Here is a 22,493-nt window from a genome sequence, read left to right as displayed (position 1 = left end):
ACCGGCGCACTCATGCGCAAGCCTCCCCCTGTGGTGGAGGCTTGCCGGTTTTGGTTGAGGGTGTTCATCTTCCAATGCACTTAGCTCTTCATGTGCTTGTCATGAGGTCCGGACGTCGGAATGGGTTGGGTACGTAGGTGGTCGCTGTACCTTCGAATTGTTGCCTTCCCCAAGCAGAACTGAATGACAAAAAGCTTCCAGAGTTCGTCTTGAGGCCGCTGTTCAAAATGTGCTCCCGAATGTGGCTATCAGAAATTTTTTCATCGTTCAAAATGGACATGAGCTTGTCGAAGCCAAGCCGATTACTATCTATTTCTCCCGCAGGCAGGTTCTGGTTAATGCGCACATGAATATGAAGGCCGGCCGTCCGGTTTCCGTAGATCGGGCTGTGCAGGTAAATATCGACTTTTTCTTTGTCAGGCTGGACCCCGTATACATCCTGCAAGTGTTTAAGGCTCATTTCCTTGAACTCATTGAGCATCGGAATATGTTTTTTTTGCAGGTCAATCGGGTTGACAATAAAAGATGAGTCAGTTCGTTTGTTATACGCAGCGATGGTCTCACGACTTTCAGGACCTTCAGCCCGCTGGGTGTTTACGCCAAAGAGTTTATTGAACGGTTCTTTGCCTTCAAAAACACCAGGCGGGACCCAATAGCCGACCAAGGCAAACCCACCCGTGTTGCGGGTACTTGCCAGAATGTCCTCCGGACGCTCAAAGGATTCGGATTTTCCGGGGACATATTTTGTATTGGGCATTAAAAACATGCCGCCCTCTGTGGAAAAGTGGGTGGCAGGAAACTGTTCTGGGTGCTGTTGGAATGCCTTTGCCTTCGGGTCGTCCTCTTTAGTAAAGAAGTTATAGATGAACGTTGGCAGTATTTCATTGTTGGCATAACGTGAAATGCGTTCTTGCATGCCTTCAGGGGGCACCAAGCCTATTTCTGGACAATTATATTTGGCCGCGGATTTTTTTGATATTTGAATACTGTTGGGGTCGTTTTCTCTATTGATCAAGGGGTGTGGAGATAGCGTAAGGCTTTGCTTGCTGACAGCGAGGGCTGGATTTTTGAAAACATTCGGGACAGTTAAAAACTCAATGCCATTATCTCTGGCTCTTTCCATTTTTGCGGCGATATTATAGGAGATGAAATGTTTATTCTTGGTTTGTGGGAAGTCGGTGAGTCTCCCATTGCTTTCCAACTGCTCGATCAGAGTCCGGTTATGGGGGAAATGATTCAAATGACTGTCGGGGGCGATGACAGTCGGATTCGGATTTGACTGACCAATAGGCAAATTCCGCAGGTCCTCTTCAAGGGGGTGGCGCCCTTGATTGATTCGCACATGTACATGAAGGCCGCACGAATCCATATCGTATACAGGACTGTGAGTGAATATCTCAACTTTTTCTTTCTCAGGATCCGTTTGATATACCTCCTTCAAAACCTTATTGACGGTACTGGTCAGCTCTTCAAGCAAGGGGATGTGTTTGCGCTCCAAGTTCACAGGTACCGATAGAAATCTGTTTCCGGTTCTCTGGAGGTATTGTTGATTAGACTCGGTATTGAAATCCCTGTCCTGTCGGTTTGGCGGCAGATGCCCGCGTTCTTCGAATGCAGGTGAAGATTCTGGAATCTTTACGTGTGGAAATAATTTTTGGAAGGTAGGGTAACGTTCATAGGTTCCTGGGGGAATCCAGTAGCAAACCAACCCGAAGCCATTCTTGCCACGTGTCTTTTCAAGTAACGTAGTGGCGTCATCCGTATACGTTTTGCCACGTTCAGGAATGTTGCTGGGGTTTGGCGATATCAGGAAACCGCCTAGTTGAGGGTCAAAGGACGTGGTCGAAAACTGTTCGGGCCGTGCTCCAAACCCCTCAGTCCTTCCTCCTGGCTCCCCGCGCAAGAATGCATCGATAAAGCCCGGGACACCGCCCCAGCCCTCTTTGTTGTCGTATAACTTGAAGAGCGCCTGGGTATTCGGAGGGGTGAGTAACGCCAGTTGATTGATATTGCACTTCTTCGCCGCTTTTTCAGTGCAAACAGGGCCTTTGGGTTTGTTCCAGTTTCGTAAGTAAGCGAGGTCATATTTGTCATGGGTCTTAGGGTAGTTACGAGGGTCCTTTGCCTCTGGCGTATGTAACCGGTCTTTTTCGTCATGAGTAATAGTGTGCTCTGTTTCCCAGCTGCGAAATGTTTGGCTTTTAATGGCGGGGTTTTTGTCTGCGGCGCTGGGAAGCGAGAGACTATCATGCTCAATGTAAGTGTTTTTTGCAGATGCCGGCGATAACGATGAAATATTATTCGGGATGACTGGCATGAGGGGATTCCTGTATTGGACGAGGAAAGTAAAGCCCCTTTGACTTTAGGAAGGTTGGAGGGAGGAATCCTGATCAGAATCTTTCATGGAGTGCAAATTTTTTTGTAAGTATTTTTGCTTCAAGGAACCAAGTTATGAAGGTTCTTTATGCCAGTGTCCCACTTACTTCTCCTATAGACACTCAGGCCTCCAATATGGCTACGCAATGCGTTGTGTGGCGACGGTTATAAAACTTATATCTTGAAGTTATAAGTGGTGGCTTTATCCTCTCTATAATCATTATGCTCGCAAGTGCTAAGTTGATCGCTTTAATAGCGTCGGCGGACGTCATTAGGAACAGTGATCCGCTTGGGGACGTGAAGAGAGTTAATTTAATGGCCTGAGGAGGCGTATTGCATTTGATCTTCATAAAAAAAGAGACCCGAAGGTCTCTTTTTTCACACGGTTTGATCCTTACAGGCTGGAAATCCGCGCATGTTGCTCCGCCAGTTTGCCCAGGGCCTGTTCGGCCTCGGCCAGCTTGGCGCGTTCCTTCTCGATCACTTCAGCCGGCGCCTTGTCGACGAACGCCGCGTTGGACAGCTTGCCACCCACCCGCTGCACTTCGCCTTGCAGGCGTGCGATTTCCTTGTCGAGGCGGGCCAGTTCGGCACCCTTGTCGATCAGGCCGGCCATTGGCACCAGCACTTCCATCTCGCCAACCAGTGCGGTCGCGGACAGCGGTGCTTCTTCGCCGGCCGCCAATACGGTGATCGACTCCAGCTTCGCCAGCTTCTTGAGCAGCGCATCGTTCTCGGCGAGACGACGCAGGTCCTCGGCACTGGCGTTCTTCACGAACACCGCCAATGGCTTGCCAGGCCCGATGTTCATTTCGGCACGGATGTTACGCGTGCCCATCATCAGGGTCTTGAGCCATTCGATATCGCTTTCGGCCGCCTCATCGATGCGCGCTTCGTTGGCTACCGGCCAGGGTTGCAGCATGATGGTCTTGCCTTCGATACCGGCCAGTGGCGCCAGGCGCTGCCAGATTTCTTCGGTGATGAACGGCATGAACGGGTGCGCCAGGCGCAGCGCGACTTCGAGTACGCGCACCAGGGTGCGACGGGTGCCGCGCTGGCGTTCGATCGGGGCGTTCTCGTCCCACAGCACAGGCTTGGACAGTTCCAGGTACCAGTCGCAATACTGGTTCCAGATGAACTCATACAGGGCCTGTGCGGCCAAGTCGAAACGGAACTGGTCGAGCTGGCGGGTCACTTCGGCTTCGGTGCGTTGCAGCTGCGAGATGATCCAGCGATCGGCCAGGCTCAGTTCGACGGCTTCGCCGTTCTGGCCGCAGTCTTCGCCTTTATCCAGCACGTAGCGCGCCGCGTTCCAGATCTTGTTGCAGAAGTTGCGATAGCCTTCGACACGGCCCATGTCGAACTTGATGTCGCGACCGGTGGATGCCAGCGAGCAGAAGGTGAAGCGCAGGGCGTCGGTGCCGTAGCTGGCGATGCCGTCGGCGAATTCGTCGCGGGTCTGCTTCTCGATCTTCTTCGCCAGTTTCGGCTGCATCAGGCCCGAGGTGCGTTTCTGCACCAGGGTTTCCAGGTCGATGCCGTCGATGATGTCCAGCGGGTCCAGCACGTTACCCTTGGACTTGGACATCTTCTGGCCTTGGCCATCACGTACCAGGCCGTGCACGTACACGGTCTTGAAGGGTACCTGCGGCGTGCCGTCCTCGTTTTTCACCAGGTGCATGGTCAGCATGATCATCCGGGCAACCCAGAAGAAAATGATGTCGAAGCCAGTGACCAGTACGTCGGTGGAGTGGAATTTCTTCAGGAATTCGGTCTGCTGCGGCCAGCCGAGGGTGGAGAAGGTCCACAGGCCCGAGCTGAACCAGGTGTCCAGTACGTCGTTGTCCTGTTGCAGCGCAACGCCGGCACCCAGGTTGTGCTTGGCACGCACTTCGGCTTCGTCGCGGCCTACATAGACCTTGCCCGACTCGTCGTACCAGGCCGGAATGCGGTGGCCCCACCACAGTTGACGGCTGATGCACCAATCCTGGATGTCGCGCATCCACGAGAAATACATGTTTTCGTACTGCTTGGGTACGAACTGGATGCGGCCGTCTTCCACGGCGGCAATGGCCGGTTCGGCCAGCGGCTTGGTGGAGACGTACCATTGGTCGGTCAGCCACGGCTCGATCACGGTGCCGGAGCGGTCGCCCTTCGGCACTTTCAGGCCGTGGTCGTCAACGCTCACCAGCAAACCCGCGGCGTCGAAGGCGGCAACGATCTGCTTGCGTGCTTCGAACCGGTCGAGGCCGGCGTATTCAGCCGGGATCTTGCCATCGACAGTTTCGTTCAGCGTGCCGTCCAGATTGAACACCTGGCAGGCCGGCAACACGGCAGCGTTCTTGTCGAAGATGTTCAGCAGCGGCAGGTTGTGGCGCTTGCCGACTTCGTAGTCGTTGAAATCGTGGGCCGGGGTGATTTTCACACAGCCGGTGCCGAACTCAGGGTCGCAATAGTCGTCCGCGATGATCGGGATACGGCGGCCCACCAGCGGCAGCTCGACGAACTTGCCGATCAGCGCCTGGTAGCGTTCATCATTCGGGTTAACCGCCACGGCAGCGTCGCCGAGCATGGTTTCCGGACGCGTGGTGGCGACGATCAGGTAGTCGTTGCCTTCGGCGGTCTTGGCGCCATCGGCCAGCGGGTACTTGAGGTTCCACAGGAAACCTTTCTCGTCGTGGTTTTCCACTTCGAGGTCGGAAATCGCCGTGTGCAACTTGGTGTCCCAGTTGACCAGGCGCTTGCCGCGGTAGATCAAGCCGTCTTCATGCAGGCGCACGAAGGCTTCTTTCACGGCTTCCGACAGGCCATCGTCCATGGTGAAGCGCTCGCGGCTCCAGTCTACGGACGAACCGAGGCGACGGATCTGACGGCTGATATTGCCGCCGGACTGGTCCTTCCATTCCCAGATTTTTTCCAGGAATTTCTCGCGGCCCAGGTCATGACGGTTCTGGCCGGTGGCTTCGAGTTGGCGTTCCACCAGCATCTGGGTGGCGATACCGGCGTGGTCGGTGCCCGGTTGCCACAGGGTGTTGCGGCCCTGCATGCGGCGGAAACGGATCAAGGCATCCATGATCGCATTGTTGAAGCCATGGCCCATGTGCAGGCTGCCAGTGACGTTCGGTGGCGGAATCATGATGGTGTAGGAATCGCCCGCGCCTTGCGGGGCGAAATAATTCTCGGATTCCCAGGTGTTGTACCAGGAAGTTTCGATGGCGTGCGGCTGGTAGGTCTTATCCATGCGCGGCGGGACCCTAGTTGGCATTAATTCAGGAAAGCCGGCAAGTATAACGGGGCTGGGAGCTGAGGGCGAGTTGAAGACTTGTGCGAATCAAATGTGGGAGGGGGCTTACCCCGATGGCGGCGTGTCAGTCAACGCAGCAGTCGTTGACCCATCGCTATCGGGGGCAAGCCCCCTCCCACAGGGAGATTATGCAAGGCTCAGGACTGGTACTGGCTGAGCAGCCGCTCCATCCGCGCATCCAGTCGCCGCTTGATCTCGGTTTCGATGTGCGGGGCAAAGTCGTCGATCACGTCCTGCATGATCAGTTGTGCGGCGGCGCGCAGTTCGTTGTCCAGGTGCAGTAGCAGGGCGTCGGGCCCTTTTTCAGCGGGGGCAGGTGCGACGGCGGGTGCTTCGACAACCGGCTCCGGCGCGACAGGTTTGCCGCCGACCATGTCGAACAGCAGCGGAATCTGTACCTCGCCCTCGACCGTTTCGGTCAACAGCGGCGGTTGCAAGTCATCATCACCCAGTAACTGACGGATCGACTCCAGGTCGTCCAGCAGGTGGTCATCTTTTTTCAGCGGGTTTGGCGTGTCCATCATTTACTCAAAGTCGTTGTAGCCGGTGATCCTGGAGAGGATAGCCCTGTTCGCGGTAGAAACGGAAACTCTCCCGCGCGGCCTGACGAATAGCCGGATCTTCCACCACCACCTCGGCCACACGGGCAAACGCCTTGGCGAACGGCGGCACTTTCAGGTCCAGGTTGACCAACAGGTCATGGTGATCGCCGCAACTGTCGCCCAAACCGAGCACCACCAGCCCTTCAGGTTCAGACTCGGCGGGGCCGTGGGGTACGAAGCTTTCGCCCTTGAAGCGCCACAGGCGGGCATCCAGCTCATCGCGTTGGGCAGCATCGCTGCAATGCAGGTAGATGCGGTGGCCCATGCGCCAGGCTTTTTCGGTGAGTTTGCAGGCAAAGTCCAGGCGCGCGAGCGGATCGGCGCTGGGCAGTATGTAGAAGTCGACTTGGGTCATTGCGGTTCCCGAGACCGAGGCGACATAAGCGTCGCCCTGGAATCTTCAGTTTCAGGCCTTGGCGCGATCCAGCAGGTACTGGGTCAGCAGCGGCACCGGACGGCCAGTGGCGCCCTTGTCCTTGCCGCCGCTGGTCCAGGCCGTGCCGGCGATGTCCAGGTGCGCCCAGTTGAAGTTCTTGGCAAAACGCGACAGGAAGCAAGCCGCGGTGATGGTGCCGGCTTTCGGGCCACCGATGTTGGCGATGTCGGCGAACGGGCTGTCCAGCTGTTCCTGGTACTCATCGAACAGCGGCAATTGCCAGGCGCGGTCGTCGGCGGCTTTACCGGCGCTGAGCAATTGCTCGATCAGCTCGTCGCTGTTACCCAGCAGGCCGGAGGTGTGGGAGCCGAGGGCGACGATGCACGCGCCGGTCAGGGTGGCGATGTCGATCACAGCCTGCGGCTTGAAGCGCTCGGCGTAGGTCAGGGCATCGCACAGCACCAGGCGACCTTCGGCGTCGGTGTTGAGGATTTCGACGGTCTGGCCGCTCAGGGTGGTGACGATGTCGCCCGGACGGGTCGCGCCACCGCTCGGCATGTTCTCGGCACAGGCCAGGATGCACACCAGGTTGATCGGCAGCTTGAGTTCCAGCACGGCACGCAGGGTGCCGAACACGCTGGCGGCGCCGCCCATGTCGTACTTCATCTCGTCCATGCCCAGGCCCGGCTTGAGGCTGATGCCGCCGGTGTCGAAGGTGATGCCTTTACCCACCAGGGCGTAAGGCTTCTCGGACTTCTTGCCGCCGTTGTATTGCATCACGATCAGGCGTGGCGGCTGGTCGCTGCCCTGGCCCACGGCATAGAAAGAGCCCATGCCCAGTTCCTTGATCTTCTTCTCGTCGAACACTTCGACTTTCAGGCCCTTGAACTCTTTGCCCAGCGCCTTGGCCTGTTCGCCGAGGAAAGTCGGGTGGCAGATGTTCGGCGGCAGGTTGCCCAGGTCACGGGTGAACGACATGCCGTTGGCGATGGCTGTGGCGTGGGTCACGGCGCGCTGGACTTCAGCCTGGGCGGCCTTGATGGTCAGCAGGGTGATTTTCTTCAGGGCGCGGGGTTCGGTCTTGGTGCTCTTGAACTGGTCGAAGATATAGCCGCCGTCCACCAGGCTCTCGGCCAGCAGGCGGGTCTTGCCGTAGCTGTCACGGCCTTTGACCACGACTTCGTCGAGGGCCAGCGTCGCGTCGCTGCCGCCCAGGCCCTTGAGGGTGCCGAGGATGCCGCTGATGATCTTGCGGAACGGACGGTCACCCAGTTCGGCGTCCTTGCCCACGCCCACCAGCAATACGCGGTCGGCTTTCAGGTTGGGCAGGCTTTGCAGCAGCAGGCTCTGGCCGACTTTGCCGGCCAGGTCGCCGCGCTTGAGTACCGCGCTGATGGCGCCGCCGCTGAGTTCGTCGAGTTGCCTGGCGGCCACGCCGAGCTTGCGGCCTTCGCCGATGGCGACCACGAGGGTGGCGGTTTTCAACGTTTCGGGGCTAACGCTTTTTACAACCAGTTCCATTTTCGGGTCCCTTATAAAGGTCGGTTAGCCAGGAGTCTGTACTCCGGCTTTAATACCAGGCAGCCGTGTAAGCCGCCGGCGACAAAGGCCGCAGTTTGAACCTCGCCGACGGAGCCTGACAACCCTTGGTGCACGCTTTGTGCGTGTGCACGAGCAAGCTCCGTGACAGGCGCGGTCAATCACAGGATAATGCGCCATCTTTTTAGCCGGCCCTGTGTAAATGGGCTGTCTCGGTATGCTTGCTTGTTTGGCCGCCTTAGCCTGACAACACTGGAGTGTCTGGTTTGATCGTCTTCCGTTATCTGTCCCGCGAAGTCCTGTTGACCCTGAGTGCCGTGAGTGCGGTGCTGCTGGTCATCATCATGAGTGGTCGTTTCGTCAAATACCTGGCCCAGGCTGCCTCCGGCGCCCTCGACCCGGGTTCGCTGTTCCTGATCATGGGCTTTCGCCTGCCGGGCTTCCTGCAGTTGATCCTGCCGTTGGGCCTGTTCCTCGGGATACTGCTGGCCTATGGCCGCCTGTACCTCGAAAGCGAAATGACCGTGCTCTCGGCCACCGGCATGAGCCAGCAGCGCCTGCTGGGCATGACCATGATCCCGGCCGCCGGCATCGCGCTGATCGTGGCCTGGCTGAGCCTGAGTCTGGCGCCCCAGGGTGCCCTGCAGTTCCAGCTGGTGCTGAACAAGCAGGACGCGATGACCGAGTTCGACACCCTCGAGCCCGGTCGCTTCCAGGCGCTCAATGACGGTTCCCGGGTGACCTACACCGAAACCCTGACCGACGACCGCGCCAACCTGGGGGGCGTGTTCATTTCCGAGAAACGCCTGGGCCAGGACAAGAAAGACCGTGGCATTTCCGTGCTGGTGGCCGATTCGGGGCGCCAGGAAGTCCGCCCTGATGGCAGCCGCTACCTGATCCTGGAAAATGGCTACCGCTATGACGGCAGCCCGGGCATGGCCGATTACCGCGCGATCAAGTACGACACCTATGGCGTGATGCTGGCTCGTCCGGACATCAGCGACGAAGTCACCGACCGTGATGCCATCCCGACGCCTGATCTGTGGGGCAGCAAGGAACTGCGTTCCATCGCCGAGTTGCAATGGCGACTCTCCCTGCCGCTGCTGGTGTTCATCGTGACCTTGATGGCTGTGCCGCTGTCTCGCGTCAACCCGCGCCAGGGCCGCTTCCTCAAGCTGTTGCCGGCAATCCTGCTGTACATGGCCTACCTGACCATCCTGATTTCCGCCCGTACCTCCCTGGAGAAGGGCAAGTTGTCGCCGGCCCTGGGCCTGTGGGCGGTGCACGGGATGTTCCTGGTGATCGGCCTGGGGCTGCTCTACTGGGAACCGATCCGTTTGAAACTGAAGAGCCGTCGTGGCCAGAAGGAGTTGGCTCGTGGCTAAGCTCGATCGCTACATTGGTAGCAGCGTACTGATCGCCATCCTGGCGGTACTGGGCATCATCCTCGGGCTGGCGTCGTTGTTCGCCTTCATCGATGAAGTGAGTAATGTCAGCGACACCTACACCGTGTGGGACGTGCTGAGCTACGTGGCCCTCACCGCGCCGCGTCGCCTCTATGACATGATGCCGATGGCCGCGCTGATCGGCTGCCTGATCGGGCTGGGCAGCCTGGCCAGTAATAGCGAACTGACCATCATGCGCGCTGCCGGCGTGTCCATTGGTCGTATCGTCTGGGCGGTGATGAAGCCCATGCTGCTGCTGATGGCCTGCAGCGTGCTGATCGGCGAATACGTCGCGCCACCAGCCGAAACCACTGCCCAGGCCAATCGCGCCCTGGCCCAGGGGTCAGGCGATGCGCAAAGCTCCAAGCATGGTCTGTGGCACCGCCAGGGCGATGAGTTCATCCATATCAACGCCGTGCAGCCCGGCGGACTGTTGATTGGTGTGACCCGTTATACGTTCGACAAGGAGCGTCACCTGCTGGAGTCCAGCTTCGCCAAACGTGCGCAGTACGGTGGCGAAAAGTGGCAACTCAGCGATGTAACCACCACCTACTTCCGCAATATTGGCCAAGGCACCAAGGCCAGCACCGAAGTGATCAACGTACCGAGCCAGGAATGGGATATCGCCCTCAAGCCGGAGTTGCTGAATACCGTGGTGATGATTCCGGAAAGCCTGCCGATCTCCGGGTTGTGGGGCTATATCCACTATCTGAAGGACCAGGGCCTGAACAACGGCCGCTACTGGCTGGCATTTTGGGTCAAGGTGTTGCAACCGGTGGTGACCGCTGCGCTGGTGTTGATGGCGATTTCCTTCATTTTCGGCCCGCTGCGTTCGGTGACCCTGGGCCAGCGTGTATTCACGGGTGTGCTGGTGGGCTTCACCTTCCGCATCGCCCAGGACCTGCTTGGCCCTTCGAGCCTGGTGTTTGGCTTCTCGCCGCTGTTTGCGGTGCTGGTGCCCACCGGCATCTGCGCCCTGGCCGGGTTCTGGCTGTTGCGTCGAGCTGGCTGATGTCGCGCTTATGATCAAAAAATGCCCCGGTCGAGAGATCGGGGCATTTTTGTTCTGGTCAGCAAAGATGACGTCTGGCCTGAGCATCAGGTACAATTCCCGGCTATTTTTCAGCGGGCAATCTGCCTGCAGCCTTTTTGAGTGTTGATCCGTGAGTGATTTGAGTCATATCCGCAATTTCTCCATCATCGCCCACATTGACCATGGCAAGTCGACGCTGGCCGACCGGTTTATCCAAATGTGCGGTGGCCTTGCCGAGCGCGAAATGGAAGCCCAGGTCCTGGACTCCATGGACCTCGAACGCGAGCGCGGCATCACCATCAAGGCCCACAGCGTTACTCTGTATTACAAGGCCAAAGACGGTATCACCTACCAGCTGAACTTCATTGACACTCCGGGCCACGTCGACTTCACCTACGAAGTCAGCCGTTCCCTGGCGGCCTGTGAAGGTGCCCTGCTGGTGGTGGACGCCGGCCAGGGCGTGGAGGCGCAGTCGGTTGCCAACTGCTACACCGCGATCGAGCAGGGCCTGGAAGTCATGCCCGTGCTGAACAAGATCGACCTGCCCCAGGCCGAGCCTGAGCGCGTCAAGGAAGAGATCGAGAAGATCATCGGCATCGACGCCACCGACGCCGTCACCTGCAGCGCCAAGACCGGCCTGGGTGTCGACGAAGTGCTCGAGCGCCTGGTGCACACCATCCCTGCGCCGACCGGCAACTACGAAGATCCGCTGCAAGCGTTGATCATCGACTCCTGGTTCGACAACTACCTGGGCGTTGTCTCCCTGGTGCGCGTGCGCCATGGCCGCGTGAAGAAGGGCGACAAGATCCTGGTCAAGTCCACCGGCAAGATCCACCTGGTGGACAGCGTCGGGGTATTCAACCCCAAGCACACCGCGACCGTTGATCTGAAAGCCGGTGAAGTGGGCTTCATCATCGCCGGTATCAAGGATATTCACGGCGCACCGGTAGGTGACACCCTGACGCTGAGCTCCACGCCGGACGTCGACGTGCTGCCAGGCTTCAAGCGCATCCAGCCGCAGGTCTACGCCGGCCTGTTCCCGGTCAGCTCTGACGATTTCGAAGACTTCCGCGAAGCCTTGCAGAAGCTGACCCTCAACGACTCGTCGTTGCAGTACACCCCGGAAAGCTCCGACGCCCTGGGCTTCGGCTTCCGTTGCGGGTTCCTGGGCATGCTGCACATGGAAATCATCCAGGAGCGCCTCGAGCGCGAATACGACCTGGACCTGATCACCACTGCGCCGACCGTTATTTTTGAGTTGTTGCTGAAAACCGGTGAAACGATTTACGTCGACAACCCGTCCAAGCTCCCGGATCTCTCGGCGATCGAAGACATGCGCGAGCCGATCGTGCGCGCCAATATACTGGTGCCGCAGGAACACTTGGGCAACGTTATCACCCTGTGCATCGAGAAACGTGGCGTACAGCGCGACATGCTGTTCCTCGGCACTCAGGTCCAAGTGACCTACGACATGCCGATGAACGAGGTGGTGCTGGACTTCTTCGACCGTCTCAAATCCACCAGTCGCGGCTATGCTTCGCTGGATTACCATTTCGACCGTTACCAATCGGCTAATCTGGTGAAACTGGATGTACTGATCAACGGCGACAAGGTCGATGCCCTGGCACTGATCGTGCACAAGGACAACGCGCACTACAAAGGTCGCCAGTTGACCGAGAAGATGAAAGAACTGATTCCGCGCCAGATGTTCGACGTCGCGATCCAGGCCGCCATTGGCGGGCAGATCATTGCGCGGACCTCCGTCAAGGCACTCAGAAAGAACGTACTGGCCAAATGCTACGGCGGTGACGTAAGCCGTAAGCGCAAGCTGCTTGAGAAGCAAAAGGCCGGTAAAAAACGCATGAAGCAAGTAGGTAACGTGGAAGTTCCACAAGAAGCCTTCCTTGCGGTGCTCAGGTTGGATAGTTAGGTCCTATGTCGCTAAATTTCCCGCTGTTGCTGGTCATCGCCGTTGCCGTTTGCGGTCTCCTGGCGTTGCTCGATCTGGTGTTCTTCGCCCCGCGTCGGCGGGCGGCTATCGCGGCCTATCAGGGCAGCGTCAGCCAGCCCGATGGCGTGGTGATCGAGAAGCTGAACAAAGAGCCTTTGCTGGTTGAATACGGCAAGTCGTTCTTCCCGGTGTTGTTCATCGTGCTGGTGCTGCGTTCGTTCCTGGTGGAGCCGTTTCAGATCCCGTCGGGGTCGATGAAGCCTACCCTGGACGTGGGCGACTTCATCCTGGTGAACAAGTTTTCCTACGGCATTCGCCTGCCGGTGATCGACAAGAAGGTCATCGAAGTCGGTGACCCGCAGCGCGGCGATGTGATGGTGTTCCGCTACCCGAGCGACCCGAACGTCAATTACATCAAGCGTGTGGTTGGTCTGCCGGGCGACGTGATTCGCTACACCAGTGACAAGCGCCTGTTCATCAATGGTGAGTCGGTGGCTGAAAAGCTGCTGGGTTCCGAGCCGAACAGCCTGGGCAGCGCCGAGCTGTACCAGGAAAAACTCGGTGCGGTGGAGCACGAAATCCGCAAGGAAATGAGCCGCTACCGTGCCCAGCCTGATGGGCAGTGGAAGGTTCCGGCCGGGCACTACTTCATGATGGGCGACAACCGAGACAACTCCAATGACAGCCGGTACTGGGATGACCCCAACATTCCCAAGGACCTGCTGGGCATGGTTCCCGACCAGAATATCGTCGGCAAGGCCTTTGCGGTCTGGATGAGCTGGCCGGAACCCAAACTCAGCCACCTGCCGAACTTCTCGCGGATCGGGCTGATCAAGTAATACAGGCGGCGCTGTGATCACAGCGCCGAATGCTTTTCTGGGGTGGGGACAAATCGGTCCTGCCTCATGCGGCACCAACCAGGATTTGAATTTGAACACTGCGTCAATCGTCGATGGCCGCCGGTGCCACCAACTAGATATGGATAAACCGTGACCGTTTCTCTAGCACGTCTCGAGCGCCAGCTCGGCTACACCTTCAAGGACCAGGAACTGATGGTCCTTGCCCTCACACACCGCAGCTTTGCCGGGCGTAACAACGAGCGCCTGGAATTCCTCGGTGATGCCATCCTCAACTTCGTCGCCGGTGAGGCGCTGTTCGAGCGCTTCCCCCAAGCCCGTGAAGGCCAGTTGTCGCGCCTGCGTGCGCGCCTGGTGAAGGGCGAGACCCTGGCCGTGCTGGCCCGTGGCTTTGGCCTGGGCGAGTACCTGCGCCTGGGGTCCGGCGAGTTGAAGAGTGGCGGTTTTCGTCGCGAGTCGATCCTGGCCGATGCCCTTGAAGCGCTGATCGGTGCCATCTACCTCGATGCCGGCATGGAAGCCGCCAAGGAACGTGTCACCGCCTGGCTGACTTCCGAGATCGAAAGCCTCACGCTGGTCGACACCAACAAAGATCCCAAGACCCGCCTGCAGGAATTTTTGCAGTCCCGCGGGTGCGAACTGCCACGCTACGAAGTGGTGGATATCCAGGGTGAGCCCCATTGTCGCGTGTTCTTCGTGGAATGTGAAATCACCTTACTGAACGAAAAAAGCCGAGGTCAGGGTGTGAGCCGCCGTATTGCCGAACAGGTAGCGGCCGCCGCAGCACTGATTGCCCTGGGCGTGGAGAATGGCCATGACTGATTCAACCGCAACACGCTGTGGCTATGTTGCCATCGTCGGCCGCCCGAACGTGGGCAAGTCCACGTTGCTCAACCACATCCTTGGCCAGAAGCTGGCGATCACCTCGCGCAAGCCGCAGACCACCCGCCACAACATGCTGGGCATCAAGACCGAAGGCACCGTGCAAGCGGTCTACGTCGACACCCCAGGCATGCACAAAGGTGGCGAGAAAGCCCTGAACCGCTACATGAACAAGACCGCTTCGGCGGCGTTGAAAGACGTCGACGTGGTGATCTTCGTGGTCGACCGCACCAAGTGGACCGACGAAGACCAGATGGTCCTGGAGCGCGTGCAGTACGTCACCGGCCCGTTGATCGTCGCGCTGAACAAGACCGACCGTATCGAAGACAAAGCCGAGCTGATGCCGCACTTGAGCTGGCTGCAGGAACAACTGCCGAACGCCCAGATCATCCCGATTTCGGCCCAGCACGGCCACAACCTCGATGCCTTGGAGCGCGTGATCGCCGAGCACCTGCCGGAGAACGAGCACTTCTTCCCGGAAGACCAGATCACCGACCGCAGCAGCCGTTTCCTCGCCGCTGAACTGGTGCGCGAGAAAATCATGCGCCAGATGGGCGCGGAGCTGCCGTACCAGATCACCGTGGAAATCGAAGAGTTCAAGCAGCAGGGCAAGACCTTGCACATCCATGCGCTGATCCTCGTCGAGCGTGACGGTCAGAAGAAAATCATCATTGGCGACAAGGGCGAGCGTATCAAGCGCATCGGCACCGAGGCGCGCAAGGACATGGAATTGCTGTTCGATTCCAAGATCATGCTGAACCTGTGGGTGAAGGTGAAGGGCGGCTGGTCCGATGACGAGCGTGCACTGCGTTCCCTGGGCTATGGCGACCTGTAAGGTCCTGAATGCACCGCGGGGCTGAAAATGTGGGAGGGGGCTTGCCCCCGATAGCGGTGGGTCAGTTGACAAATAAGTGACTGACACACTGCCATCGGGGGCAAGCCCCCTCCCACATTAGGTTTGTGTCGTTTTCAAAAGTGCATTCCAGCAGTGAGCAGCCATGTCCCAATCCCCACCCCCAAGCCAACTTGCCTACGTCCTGCACAGCCGCGCCTACCGCGAGACCAGCGCCCTGGTGGACTTCCTCACGCCCCAAGGCCGCCTGCGCGCCGTCTTGCGCAGTGCACGGGGCAAGGCGGGCACGTTGGCGCGGCCGTTCGTGGCCTTGGACGTGGAGTTTCGCGGCAAGGGTGAGCTGAAAAACGTCGGCCGCATGGAAAGCGTGGGTACCTCGGCCTGGCTCAACGGCGATGCGCTGTTCAGTGGCCTTTACCTCAATGAACTGCTGATCCGCCTGCTCCCCGCCGAAGACCCGCACCCGGCAGTATTCGATCACTACGCTGCCACCTTGCTCGCCCTGGCCGAAGGCCGTCCCCTGGAACCCTTGCTGCGTGCGTTCGAATGGCGCCTGCTCGACGACCTGGGCTACGGCTTCGAACTGGCCAACGACCTGCACGGCGAGCCCATCGCCGCCGATGGTATGTATCGCCTGCAAGTGGACGCCGGCCTGGAGCGCGTGTACCTGCTGCAACCTGGCCTGTTCCAGGGCACCGAGCTGCTGGCCATGAGCGAAGCGGACTGGACGGCGCCCGGCGCCTTGTCCGCCGCCAAGCGCCTGATGCGCCAGGCCCTGGCCGTGCACCTGGGCGGACGGCCGCTGGTCAGCCGCGAGTTGTTTCGAAAGCCCTGACAACCCCGTGTATGCTGTGCGGCGTTTCTTTCCCTTTTCAGGAGCGCTTCCGTGAGCACCAGCAATCGCATTCTTCTTGGCGTCAACATCGACCACGTCGCCACCCTGCGCCAGGCCCGGGGCACCCGTTACCCTGACCCGGTCAAGGCCGCGCTGGACGCCGAAGAAGCGGGCGCCGACGGCATCACCGTGCACCTGCGCGAAGACCGCCGCCACATCCAGGAGCGCGACGTGCTGCTGCTCAAGGATGTGCTGCAAACCCGCATGAATTTCGAAATGGGCGTTACCGAAGAAATGATGCAGTTCGCCGAGCGCATCCGCCCGGCACACATCTGCCTGGTGCCGGAAACCCGCCAGGAGCTGACCACCGAAGGCGGCCTCGACGTGGCCGGCCAGGAAGCGCGGATCAAAGCCGCCGTGGAGCGCCTGTCGAAGATCGGCAGTGAAGTCTCGCTGTTCATCGACGCCGACGAGCGCCAGATCGAAGCGTCGCGTCGTGTCGGTGCACCGGCGATCGAGCTGCACACCGGCCGCTACGCCGACGCCACCACACCCACCGAAGTGGCCGAGGAACTGCAACGCATCATCGACGGTGTGAGCTGCGGCCTCAAGCAAGGCCTGATCGTCAACGCCGGCCATGGCCTGCATTACCATAACGTCGAAGCCGTGGCCGCGATCAAGGGTATCAACGAGCTGAACATCGGCCATGCGCTGGTGGCCCATGCGCTGCTTGTCGGTTTCAAAGGCGCTGTCGCCGAAATGAAAGCCCTGATCCTGGCTGCCGCCAAGCACTAAACAACGATGCAGTTGCAATGTGGGAGGGATTGCCCCCTCCCACATGCGAACCCTTACTGTTTAGCCGTTGCAGGTGTATCGTATCTGCCCTTTGCAGGCCTTGGGCCTGCGGCCGATACGTGAGGTTGTTGTGTCCCGATCCTTTTCCCGTCGACAAATCCTGGGTGGTCTTGCAGGCCTGGCCGTAGTGGGCGTCGGTGCCGGTGGCGGCTACCGCTACTGGCTGGGGAAAGTTGCCGAAGCCGAGGCGGGGCACGACTACGAGCTGATCGCCGCGCCACTGGACGTGGAATTGGTGCCAGGGCACAAGACCGAAGCCTGGGCGTTCGGCCCTTCGGCGCCGGGCACCGAGTTGCGGGTGCGCCAGGGCGAATGGCTGCGGGTACGCTTTATCAACCACCTGCCGGTCGCCACCACCATTCACTGGCACGGCATCCGCCTGCCGCTGGAAATGGACGGCGTGCCCTACGTCTCTCAATTGCCGGTCCTGCCCGGCGAATACTTCGACTACAAATTCCGCGTACCCGACGCCGGCAGCTACTGGTACCACCCCCACGTGAACAGCAGCGAAGAACTTGGCCGTGGCCTGGTTGGCCCGCTGATCATCGAAGAGCGCGAACCCACCGGTTTCAAGCACGAGCGCACCCTCAGCCTGAAAAGCTGGCATGTAGACGAAGAGGGGGCTTTCGTCGCATTCAGTATCCCGCGTGAGGCGGCCCGGGGCGGTACGGCAGGGCGCTTGTCGACGATCAACGGCGTGTCCCAGGCGGTGATCGATTTGCCGGCCGGGCAGATCACCCGCGTGCGGTTGCTCAACCTCGACAACACCCTGACCTATCGCATCAACATCCCGGATGTTGAAGCGCAGATCTACGCGCTGGACGGCAACCCCATCGAGCCACGCCCCCTGGGCAAGGAATATTGGTTGGGCCCGGGCATGCGTATCTGCCTGGCGATCAAGGCGCCGCCGGTGGGTGAGGAACTGTCGATCCGCAACGGCCCGGTACGCCTCGGCACCTTCCGTTCGGTCGCCAACACCGATGCGCCCGGCGAATGGCCGCCTGCGTTGCCCGCCAACCCGATCAGCGAACCGGACCTGGCCAATGCCGAGAAACTCAACTTCAATTTCGAGTGGGTGGGTTCGGTCTCGGTCAACACCGACAACGGCAAGCCACCCAGCCTGTGGCAGATCAACGGCAAGGCCTGGGACATCACCGACAAGACGTGCGCCGACCGCCCGATTGCCAAGCTGGATAAGGGCAAGAGCTACATTTTCGAATTGAAGAACATGACCCAGTACCAGCACCCGATCCACCTGCACGGCATGAGCTTCAAGGTGATCGCCTCGAACCGGCACAAGGTGATCCCGTATTTCACCGACACCTACCTGCTGGGCAAGAACGAGCGTGCCCGCGTGGCACTGGTGGCGGATAACCCAGGCGTCTGGATGTTCCATTGCCACGTGATCGACCATATGGAAACCGGCCTGATGGCCGCCATCGAGGTGGCGTGATGCGCCAGATCCGCCCAACCGCAATCATTGATCGCAGCCGCGACCAGGACTTCATGCGCGAAGCCCTGGCCCTCGCCGCCCAAGGCGCCGCGCTGGGAGAAGTGCCCGTCGGCGCGGTACTGGTGCAGGACGGTGAGATCATCGGCCGAGGCTTCAACTGCCCGATCAGCGGCAACGACCCCAGCGCTCACGCCGAGATGGTCGCCATCCGCGCCGCCGCGCAAGCCATCAGCAATTACCGCCTGGTGGGCAGCACGCTGTATGTGACCCTGGAGCCGTGCAGCATGTGCGCCGGTTTGATCGTGCATTCGCGGGTTGCGCGGGTGGTGTATGGCGCATTGGAGCCCAAGGCGGGAGTCGTGCAAAGCCAGGGGCAGTTTTTTACCCAGGGCTTTCTGAATCATCGAGTGTTGTTTGAAGGCGGGGTGCTGGCTGAGGAGTGCGGGACGGTCTTGAGCGAGTTCTTCAAGGCCCGCCGGGCCAAATCTGCTCTCTAAACGACGCTGGAAATCAAAAGGTGGGAGGGGGCTTGCCCCCGATAGCAGTGTGTCAGTAAGCATATTTATGACTGATGCACCGCCATCGGGGGCAAGCCCCCTCTCACATTTGGAACTCTATTTTATCAGTGAGGTATCAGCGTCATTTCCTGGCGATGATCACCGCCCGCATCGGCGCCGGCAGCCCTTCGATGGTCTTGCTGTGATCTTCGGGATCGAGGAAGTCACTCAACGACTGGTACTTCATCCACTCCGTCCCGCGCTGTTCCTCGACGGTGGTCACGCTCACATCCACGCAGCGCACATCAGTGAAGCCTGCACGGCGCAGCCATAGCATCAGCGCCGGCACTGAGGGCAGGAACCACACGTTACGCATCTGCGCGTAGCGATCTTCCGGCACCAGCACTTGTTGCTGATCGCCTTCGACCACCAATGTTTCCAGCACCAGTTCGCCACCTTTGACCAGGGTGTCTTTCAGCGCCAGCAGGTGTTCGATCGGCGAACGACGGTGGTAGAACACGCCCATGGAAAACACTGTGTCGAAGCCTTCCAGGTTTGCCGGCAGGTCTTCGAACGGGAACGGCAGGTGCCAGGCCCTGGGCTCGGACAGGTAGCGCTGTACCGCCTGGAACTGGCAGAAGAATAACCAGTTCGGGTCCACGCCAATCACGCTGTCAGCGCCGGCGCCAAGCATGCGCCACATGTAGTAACCGTTGCCGCAGCCTACGTCGAGGATACGTTTGCCCTTCAAGTTCAGGTGCGGCGCAACCCGCGACCACTTCCAGTCCGAGCGCCATTCGGTGTCCACATGCACGCCGAACAGGTTAAACGGCCCTTTGCGCCACGGGCTCAGGCCCATCAATGCAGTGTGCATCTGCGCGCGGGTGTCATCGTCGCAGTCGGTATCGAGTGTCAGGCCGTTGAGCAAATCCACGTCACTGGGCTGGATCTTTGGCAGCGCATCCAACGCACTCTGCCAACGCTCCAGGTCGCCATGGCCCTTTTCCATCTTGCTGTCGAGCTGCGCTTGCAGGCCCTGGGCCCACACGGCCAGGGGAGTGCCGACCAGATGGCGGGCGAGGGGGGAAAGATCAATCATGGCAAGGCAATCAACGAGGCAAAGTTAAGACACTGGAACCACGGCACGACTTTCGAAAACCCGGCTGCCAGCAGGCGTTCGCGGTGTTCTTCGAGGCTGTCGGGCTTCATGACGTTTTCGATGGCGCTGCGCTTCTGGGCGATTTCCAGTTCGCTGTAGCCGTTGGCGCGTTTGAACGCGATATGCAGGTCGGTGAGCAGCGCGTGTTCTTCGGCATCGTTGAAGCGCAGCTTCTCCGAGAGGATCAACGCACCACCCGGCAACAGAGACTGGCGGATGCGCGAGAGCAACGCCAGGCGCTCATCGGGGGCAATGAATTGCAGGGTGAAGTTCAGCGCCACCACCGAGGCCGGGGCAAATTGCAGCGCGAGGATATCGCCCTCGATCACCTCGACCGGCAGCAACTCCTGGAACATCGAGTCCTGGCCATTGAGGTACTCACGGCAGCGCTCGACCATGGCTGTCGAGTTATCCACCGCGATCACCCGGCAACCGTCGGTGCGCACATGGCGGCGCAGGGCCTGGGTGACGGCGCCGAGGGACGAGCCCAGGTCATACAGCACGCTGTTGGGCTGGGCAAATTGCGCCGCGAGTACGCCGAGGTTCTCGACGATGGTCGGGTAACCGGGCACCGAGCGCTTGATCATGTCCGGGAACACCCGCACCACGTCTTCGTTGAAGGCGAAGTCCGGCACCTGGGGCAGGGGCTGGGCGAATAGGCGATCGGGTTCTTTGCTCACGGCTGTTCCGGCATTGATCTGGGAAAGGCCAGTATTTTAGCCAGGTTGAAGGGGGCGTGCGCGGTTTGTCTGAAAGACATCATCGATTCAGAAAAAAACTGCACTCGCTTATGAGGCGAGCACAGTTTTTAAAGTGGATGATTGCTGGCGTTGGCTACTTTCATTCTTTGAGATCAAACGTTGCCTCTATCTGGTAGGTATCTGAGCCATTGTTTTTTGCAGAGAGAGAAATGCTGCCAGTGTAATGTCGATTTGCATGGTCGGGTTTTATATCCAGAGTGCCCGAGTAGTTTAGAAGAACATCAGTGTTGCCTGGAACGACCGTGGCGCTCCGAAAACTTGAAAAAGAACCTAGCTTATGTGTGCCTGCTGTAATGTTTGGGTCCAGATTCAAACTTATTGATTTCCAAGCTCCTCCGGGAGTTTCTTCGCCTGAGTAAATCTCAAGTTCGTTGTTGTCTTTATATATATAGTGATCTGTACCATTGAACGCTGTCGGTTGATCATTCCTGGTAATGGTGCCCGTAAGGCGTCCCGTTGCTTTTTGTCCTTTAGGTTGTGCTGTGCTCATGATTCAAGACTCCCATCTTCGGTGAATGAGGTTTGACTTGCCGAGTAGTAGGAAGGCTATTCTTGATTCGAGAGGTCGGATACTGTTAGTAATGACAGTGTTGTAGAAGTTTTGGCTATAAATGTTAGCGTTGATCTAATCAATAAGTTCTTTCGTTGGTACATTCGCGAATGGCTGAGTAGCGGTTGGAGAGAATGCCGCTGCTGTTATTCCCCACTGGCCCAGCCAATAGCTAGTGATCAGCAAGTACGGGGCCGCATCGAACGCCACCACAAACCGATTGATGCCAATCAGTGTGTCGGAAAACACAAACGACACGGCACCCGCCGCCGCCAGCAGAGCCGAGCGTTTTGGCACTTCGCTGCCCAGGCGTGCCAACGCTCGCCAGAGCATCGCGCTGATCACGGCGGCGTAAACCACCACGGGGATCAGCAAATCACCGAGGCCGTGCGAGATCAGGATGCTCAGTAGCACAACCCCCATGCCCAGCGCCAATACCAGCGGCAGCAGCGCCAGGCGGCGGCAATCACTGAAATAGGCCTTGAGATACGCCAGGTGCGCAAACAGGAACGCCCCCAGGCCAAAGATAAACAGGTCGCCGGGCCAGGCAAGCAGCACATCGCCCACCAGGGAAAAAATCAGCCCAAGGCTGATCCAGCGTCTATAGTCGGTGGGCGGTGCATCATGCAGCCAGCCCAGCAGCGCAAGTACCGGCAGCGGCTTGACCAATAGACACAGCAAGGTGGCATGGGTGCTCAGGCCGTAGATAAAAGTGCCGGCGCCCATCAACGCAAGAATCAGCCAGGGCATATCAGTTCACCGTAATGGCGCAGTCAAAGGTTTCGACAGGTTCGGCCTCCGGCTCCCAGGGTTGCTGGGAGGTCAGGCGCAAACGGCCCTGGCCGGCGGCGAAGGCCTGGAAGCGCCAGGTCGATTGGCCGCCGCCGCCGATCACACCCGACTCGCTGCTACTGTAGACCTCAGGGCTCAACGCGCGCAGTACGCCGCCGGCGGAATCCTGGATGGCCCAGCGGTAACCGGTAGTGGGGTTGCTCGGGAGGGTGAGGGTCAGGTTTTGCCCGCTTTTAAGCTGAAGCGGACAGGCGCTCTGGTTGTCCACGGTGACGTTTTGCTTCGGTGCACTGGCGCACGCGGCCAGCAGGGCAAGGCTCAAGGGGAGAAGCAGGCGGGCAGCGGTCATGGGGGCTCCGTTCATTCACGACGA

20 protein-coding genes are annotated in these 22,493 nt (G+C 59.2%); 10 read left to right on the top strand and 10 right to left on the bottom strand.

Going from position 1 to position 22,493, the window contains the following annotated elements; genetic code table 11:
- Positions 1-88: 88 nt before the first annotated feature.
- From BMX59_RS30020 to BMX59_RS01900, 5 genes are all read right to left on the bottom strand, one after another.
- Positions 89-2,317, bottom strand: coding sequence for a hypothetical protein (locus BMX59_RS30020; RefSeq protein WP_139212841.1), 2,229 nt, complete (start codon positions 2,315-2,317; stop codon positions 89-91).
- Positions 2,318-2,770: 453 nt separating this feature from the next.
- Positions 2,771-5,617, bottom strand: a complete 2,847-nt coding sequence (locus tag BMX59_RS01920) for a valine--tRNA ligase (protein ID WP_093119584.1) — start codon at positions 5,615-5,617, stop codon at positions 2,771-2,773.
- Between the two features lie 200 nt (positions 5,618-5,817).
- Complete coding sequence (locus BMX59_RS01910) at positions 5,818-6,204, bottom strand: DNA polymerase III subunit chi (protein ID WP_083351543.1); 387 nt, start codon at positions 6,202-6,204, stop codon at positions 5,818-5,820.
- Between the two features lie 4 nt (positions 6,205-6,208).
- Positions 6,209-6,637: a DNA polymerase III subunit chi gene (locus tag BMX59_RS01905; RefSeq protein ID WP_012722396.1), complete on the bottom strand. Its 429-nt coding sequence runs from the start codon at positions 6,635-6,637 to the stop codon at positions 6,209-6,211.
- 51 nt (positions 6,638-6,688) lie between these two features.
- On the bottom strand, positions 6,689-8,179 hold the full coding sequence (locus tag BMX59_RS01900; RefSeq protein WP_092240945.1) for a leucyl aminopeptidase: 1,491 nt from the start codon (positions 8,177-8,179) through the stop codon (positions 6,689-6,691).
- A gap of 284 nt (positions 8,180-8,463) precedes the next feature.
- Here BMX59_RS01900 and lptF point away from each other — a divergent pair, with 284 nt between their 5' ends.
- The 10 genes from lptF to tadA all read left to right on the top strand — a co-directional run bounded on the left by lptF (position 8,464) and on the right by tadA (position 18,858).
- On the top strand, positions 8,464-9,582 hold the full coding sequence (gene lptF / locus BMX59_RS01895; protein ID WP_093119577.1) for an LPS export ABC transporter permease LptF: 1,119 nt from the start codon (positions 8,464-8,466) through the stop codon (positions 9,580-9,582).
- On the top strand, positions 9,575-10,654 hold the full coding sequence (gene lptG, locus BMX59_RS01890; RefSeq protein WP_071488637.1) for an LPS export ABC transporter permease LptG: 1,080 nt from the start codon (positions 9,575-9,577) through the stop codon (positions 10,652-10,654). Before lptF ends, lptG begins: the two co-directional genes overlap by 8 nt.
- Before the next feature lie 151 nt (positions 10,655-10,805).
- A complete protein-coding gene (lepA, locus tag BMX59_RS01885) occupies positions 10,806-12,605 on the top strand; it encodes a translation elongation factor 4 (RefSeq protein WP_003188853.1) in 1,800 nt (599 codons plus the stop codon).
- Between the two features lie 5 nt (positions 12,606-12,610).
- Positions 12,611-13,465, top strand: coding sequence for a signal peptidase I (gene lepB / locus BMX59_RS01880; RefSeq protein WP_071488638.1), 855 nt, complete (start codon positions 12,611-12,613; stop codon positions 13,463-13,465).
- A 150-nt stretch (positions 13,466-13,615) separates the two neighbouring features.
- Positions 13,616-14,305 (top strand): ribonuclease III, encoded by a 690-nt coding sequence (rnc, locus tag BMX59_RS01875; RefSeq protein WP_012722401.1) that lies wholly within the window; start codon positions 13,616-13,618, stop codon positions 14,303-14,305.
- The gene (gene era, locus BMX59_RS01870) at positions 14,298-15,200 is read left to right on the top strand and encodes a GTPase Era (RefSeq protein WP_033902448.1); all 903 of its coding nucleotides are present in this window, start codon (positions 14,298-14,300) and stop codon (positions 15,198-15,200) included. The genes rnc and era overlap by 8 nt, the downstream gene beginning before the upstream one ends.
- Positions 15,201-15,363: 163 nt before the next feature.
- Positions 15,364-16,053 (top strand): DNA repair protein RecO, encoded by a 690-nt coding sequence (gene recO / locus BMX59_RS01865; protein WP_058425777.1) that lies wholly within the window; start codon positions 15,364-15,366, stop codon positions 16,051-16,053.
- 51 nt (positions 16,054-16,104) lie between these two features.
- Positions 16,105-16,848 (top strand): pyridoxine 5'-phosphate synthase, encoded by a 744-nt coding sequence (gene pdxJ, locus BMX59_RS01860; RefSeq protein WP_093119575.1) that lies wholly within the window; start codon positions 16,105-16,107, stop codon positions 16,846-16,848.
- A gap of 130 nt (positions 16,849-16,978) precedes the next feature.
- The gene (locus tag BMX59_RS01855; protein ID WP_139212840.1) at positions 16,979-18,361 is read left to right on the top strand and encodes a multicopper oxidase family protein; all 1,383 of its coding nucleotides are present in this window, start codon (positions 16,979-16,981) and stop codon (positions 18,359-18,361) included.
- A complete protein-coding gene (gene tadA, locus BMX59_RS01850) occupies positions 18,361-18,858 on the top strand; it encodes a tRNA adenosine(34) deaminase TadA (protein WP_093119568.1) in 498 nt (165 codons plus the stop codon). Before BMX59_RS01855 ends, tadA begins: the two co-directional genes overlap by 1 nt.
- 142 nt (positions 18,859-19,000) lie before the next feature.
- Here the strand turns inward: tadA and cmoB are convergent, their stop codons facing one another.
- From cmoB to BMX59_RS01830, 5 genes are all read right to left on the bottom strand, one after another.
- Positions 19,001-19,957 (bottom strand): tRNA 5-methoxyuridine(34)/uridine 5-oxyacetic acid(34) synthase CmoB, encoded by a 957-nt coding sequence (gene cmoB / locus BMX59_RS01845; protein ID WP_092240953.1) that lies wholly within the window; start codon positions 19,955-19,957, stop codon positions 19,001-19,003.
- The gene (gene cmoA / locus BMX59_RS01840; protein ID WP_093119564.1) at positions 19,954-20,697 is read right to left on the bottom strand and encodes a carboxy-S-adenosyl-L-methionine synthase CmoA; all 744 of its coding nucleotides are present in this window, start codon (positions 20,695-20,697) and stop codon (positions 19,954-19,956) included. Before cmoA ends, cmoB begins: the two co-directional genes overlap by 4 nt.
- A 160-nt stretch (positions 20,698-20,857) precedes the next feature.
- Positions 20,858-21,268 carry a hypothetical protein gene (locus BMX59_RS30015; protein WP_139212839.1) on the bottom strand — a complete coding sequence of 137 codons (411 nt, stop codon included), beginning with the start codon at positions 21,266-21,268 and terminating at the stop codon, positions 20,858-20,860.
- Positions 21,269-21,403: 135 nt separating this feature from the next.
- A complete protein-coding gene (locus BMX59_RS01835) occupies positions 21,404-22,078 on the bottom strand; it encodes a lysoplasmalogenase (RefSeq protein WP_092240957.1) in 675 nt (224 codons plus the stop codon).
- A 1-nt stretch (position 22,079) separates the two neighbouring features.
- Entirely contained in the window at positions 22,080-22,469 is a 390-nt protein-coding gene (locus BMX59_RS01830) for a protease inhibitor I42 family protein (RefSeq protein WP_058425770.1), read from the bottom strand.
- Positions 22,470-22,493 lie beyond the last annotated feature (24 nt).

Origin of the sequence: Pseudomonas sp. NFR09 (assembly GCF_900111535.1) — a bacterium.
GTDB lineage: Bacteria > Pseudomonadota > Gammaproteobacteria > Pseudomonadales > Pseudomonadaceae > Aquipseudomonas > Aquipseudomonas extremorientalis.
The sequence above is the reverse complement of the archived record's forward strand: the minus strand, read 5'-3'. Positions and strand labels throughout refer to the sequence as shown.